Source organism: Mesorhizobium sp. M0106 (assembly GCF_040322715.1).
In the GTDB taxonomy this organism is placed as follows: Bacteria; Pseudomonadota; Alphaproteobacteria; order Rhizobiales; family Rhizobiaceae; genus Mesorhizobium.
The window spans coordinates 1-3,353 of sequence record NZ_JAMYUA010000102.1; the positions used below are offsets into that span (position 1 = coordinate 1).

A 3,353-nucleotide genomic window follows, 5' to 3' on the forward strand; every position below is an offset into this window, starting at 1 on the left:
GCATCAATCTGGTGCTTGGGTTTGTGGGGGTTTTGCGCTCGGGGGCGTTTCCCGCGCTCCCCCCATAACAGCGGTCACTGGCGCCGCGCCCGGGGATACCCCCGGGCGCGCGCCATTCGCAAAATCAGGCTGCCTTGCTCAGAGATCCAGCGGACGACTTGCCAGTGCGGCGGTCCTGCTCGATCTCGAAGTTGATCTTCTGGCCTTCAACCAGGGTCGACAGTCCAGCACGCTCGACTGCGGAGATGTGAACGAAAACGTCCGCGCCGCCGCTGTCAGGCTGAATGAAGCCGAAACCCTTGGTGGAATTAAACCACTTGACCGTACCTGTTGCCATTTCGATAGTCCTTTACGTTTGCTTTAGTTTGACTGGACCGAAACCCAGCCGGTTTGTATCGAGATTTTGGAGATAGAACGTCAGCAAACGCGAAGATCGCGAGGCCCGGATCGATCGGCCGAAATATCAATGAACGGCATATAATATGCTTTCGCGCAAAAAACAAGACGGGGCGGAAAATGGCGCCGCGGCAACGCTGCCCAACGGCCGCCCCAATCGCGTGAGAGCGTCGTTATTGCGCGCCTGACGCGGGAGGATCGCGTCGGCTTCGGGCGCGACCGGGTTTTGGGGAGAGGGACATGAAAATCGTTCTGCTTGCCGCTTGCCTGACGCTGGTGGCCGCCGAGGCGCAGGCGGGCTCGCGCTACGACCCGACCCGCATGAGCTGCGGCAAGGTGCAGGCGACGATCGCGCGCGAGGGCGCGGTCATCCTGCGTTACAGATCGGCGCGCGTGCCGGGGCTGGCGCTCTACGACCGCTACGTGCGCAGCCAGCAATTCTGCGACATCGGCGAGGTCAGGGCGCGGGCCTCCGTGCCGAGTGCCGATACGAATTCGTGCACCGTCTATAAATGCAAGCGGGTGGAATTCGATCGGCGCTTCCGCCGGCGCCTGCTTCCGGACTAGGGGCGGTGACGTGCAGGGGTCGGCCTCACCTGAATATCAGCACACCTAAAACCCGAACGACACCTGCGCAGGCGGCGGCGGGCCGACGCGCACGCCTTCCATGGCCAGCATCTTTTCCTTGGTGGCCGAGCCGCCGGGGGCGGAAAAGCCGCCGATCTTGCCGCCGGCGGCAAGGATGCGGTGACAGGGGATGACCAGCGGCACCGGGTTGGCGCCGAGAGCGGCGCCCGTCTCACGCGCCAGCCCGGCATGGCCGGCGCGTTTGGCCAGTTCGCCATAGGTGGTGGTTTCGCCGAAGGCGAGTTTTCGCGCCGCGTCATAGATCGCCAGGCGGAACTCGTCGACGCCGCTGAGATCGACCGGCACGTTGGAGAAATCGATATCCTCGCCGACGGCATAGGCCTTGATCGACGCGATCAGCTCGGCAACCCATTGCGGCTCGGGCTTCGCAGGCTGCTCGGCGGCGGCATGGCGCAGCAGCCGGCGTTCGACCGCGTCGCGATTGCGCTGCGGCAGGCAGAGCCGGGTCAGTCCGGCATCGCTCCAGGCGATGCCCATGAAGCCGAGTACGGTTTCGAAGACCGCGTGGCCGGCGGTGGCATGAGAGGCGTCCATGGCGTGCTCCTTTCCGGAATCCCTCGAAGTACAAATCCAGAACAATATCGCATTTCGCGGCCCGGCTCGCCACCCGAAAACCACCGGCTACCGCGGATTGCCCGAGGAAAGATGCTGGTGTAAGGACTTCTTAACATCCGACGAACCGGACCCGAGCGCCGCTTGCCAGCAAAATTCCTCTTTCCCGTCCTTGCGGCGGTGTTGGCCGTGGCCGCTCTCAGCGGTTGCACCTCGACTTCGCCGGTGACCCCAACGCCGGCCTTCACCGAAAATACGGCCAATACCGATGCCGGCTTTACGTTGGCGCTGCCCGATACAGTTTCGGTGCTGCCGGAGCCGTCCGGCGTCGCCCAGACGGCTGCGCTGCCGATCGAGCCGGCCGCCGCGTTTGCCGGGCCGACGCCGCTGGCGGCAACTACCCCCGCCGTCATGACCACCAATGCCCAGCCAGCCATCGCGACGGCCGCTGTCGCCATGCCGGTCACCGAACAGACCGCTGCCATGCCCGGCGTTCAACCCGTCTCCTATGTCGTGCCGCAGAACCCGGTCGCTCTGGCCGCGACCAGCCCCACCGAGGGGCAGTCGAACGCCGGCGGCCGCAGCGAGATCGAGCGCCTGATCGAGAAATATTCCGCGCTTTACCAGGTGCCGGTCGATCTGGTGCGCCATGTCGTCAACCGCGAGAGCACCTTCAACCCGAAAGCCTACAATCACGGCCATTGGGGGTTGATGCAGATCAAGCACGCGACGGCGCGCGGCATGGGCTATGACGGGCCGGCAAGCGGCCTGTTCGATGCCGAGACCAACCTAAAATATGCGGTGAAATATCTGCGCGGCGCCTGGCTGGTCAGCGGCGGCAACCCCAAGCGCGCCGACCGGCTCTACCAGAGCGGCTATTATTACGACGCCAAGCGCAAGGGGATGCTGGGCGAAACCGGCCTCGGCAGCGAAAGCCTGCGCCGCCGCATGCAGCCCGATGCCTGAGCCGCGCCCGCCGGCGCCAAACGACATCCGCCTGCGCAAGATTCTGGACGACACGCTTGTTCCGCCGCGCTGGCCCGAGGGCTTCGTCATGCGCGCCTTCGAAGCCGCCGATGCACTCGCTTTGCATACGCTGTTGACCGCGGTGTTCGACGACGGCGCCGACGGGCCGTTCGACGAATGGTGGCCACGCATTTCGGCCGACGCGGAATTCGACCCAGCTTTATGTTTCCTGGTCATCGACGGCAAGGGCCGGCTGGCGGGCGCGGCGCTCTGCTGGACGCGGGCGTTCGTCAAGGATCTTGCCGTCCACCCCGAGGCGCGCGGCAAGGGCATCGCCGAGGCACTGATGCGGCACGCGTTTGCGGTGTTTCAGGCAAGGGGCGCGGCACATGTCGACCTCAAGACCAACACGGTCGAGAACGCCGCCGCCGTCCGGCTCTACGAACGGTTGGGGATGTTCGAAGTCGACTGGGCGGGGTGAGGCGGGGCAAAGCTGGCTTCGGGTAAGTGTGTTGATATTCAGCTGAGGCTGCGACGCTCAAAGGTACGGCATGGATCCTAGGGTCTCCGCGACGTCGCTGCGCTCCTGCTCCGCCCTAGGATGACGAAGGGCACAGTGGCATAAAGGCCAATCGCGGACGTTGGAGATTGGCTGGAACCCTACCAGCGCTTCGTCATCCTAGGGCGGAGCGAACGCGAAGCGAGAGCGCAGACCCTAGGATCCATATGTGGACGGCGCCCTGCCTGCAACGGTTGTTTTGCGTCGTTTTCGATCGCTTGCGTCCATATGT

The 3,353-nt window shown here is 64.6% G+C and carries 5 protein-coding genes; 3 read left to right on the top strand and 2 right to left on the bottom strand.

The window, feature by feature from the left end:
• Positions 1–124: 124 nt before the first annotated feature.
• Entirely contained in the window at positions 125–337 is a 213-nt protein-coding gene (locus tag NKJ55_RS35095) for a cold-shock protein (RefSeq protein WP_023678332.1), read from the bottom strand.
• A 299-nt stretch (positions 338–636) separates the two neighbouring features.
• Between NKJ55_RS35095 and NKJ55_RS35100 the strand changes: the two genes are divergently transcribed.
• On the top strand, positions 637–963 hold the full coding sequence (locus NKJ55_RS35100; protein WP_023678330.1) for a hypothetical protein: 327 nt from the start codon (positions 637–639) through the stop codon (positions 961–963).
• Between the two features lie 45 nt (positions 964–1,008).
• On the opposite strand, the gene NKJ55_RS35105 is transcribed toward NKJ55_RS35100, so the two are convergent.
• A complete protein-coding gene (locus NKJ55_RS35105) occupies positions 1,009–1,578 on the bottom strand; it encodes a methylated-DNA--[protein]-cysteine S-methyltransferase (RefSeq protein WP_352453883.1) in 570 nt (189 codons plus the stop codon).
• A 162-nt stretch (positions 1,579–1,740) separates the two neighbouring features.
• Here NKJ55_RS35105 and NKJ55_RS35110 point away from each other — a divergent pair, with 162 nt between their 5' ends.
• A complete protein-coding gene (locus NKJ55_RS35110; RefSeq protein WP_352453884.1) occupies positions 1,741–2,562 on the top strand; it encodes a transglycosylase SLT domain-containing protein in 822 nt (273 codons plus the stop codon).
• On the top strand, positions 2,555–3,043 hold the full coding sequence (locus NKJ55_RS35115; RefSeq protein WP_352453885.1) for a GNAT family N-acetyltransferase: 489 nt from the start codon (positions 2,555–2,557) through the stop codon (positions 3,041–3,043). The genes NKJ55_RS35110 and NKJ55_RS35115 overlap by 8 nt, the downstream gene beginning before the upstream one ends.
• Positions 3,044–3,353 lie beyond the last annotated feature (310 nt).

Excerpts from the sequence above, each read along its gene's own strand:
- NKJ55_RS35105 (WP_352453883.1), bottom strand. The coding sequence starts at position 1,578 with ATGGACGCCTCTCATGCCACCGCCGGCCACGCGGTCTTCGAAACCGTA.
- NKJ55_RS35095 (WP_023678332.1), bottom strand. The coding sequence starts at position 337 with ATGGCAACAGGTACGGTCAAGTGGTTTAATTCCACCAAGGGTTTCGGC.
- NKJ55_RS35115 (WP_352453885.1), top strand. The coding sequence starts at position 2,555 with ATGCCTGAGCCGCGCCCGCCGGCGCCAAACGACATCCGCCTGCGCAAG.
- NKJ55_RS35100 (WP_023678330.1), top strand. The coding sequence starts at position 637 with ATGAAAATCGTTCTGCTTGCCGCTTGCCTGACGCTGGTGGCCGCCGAG.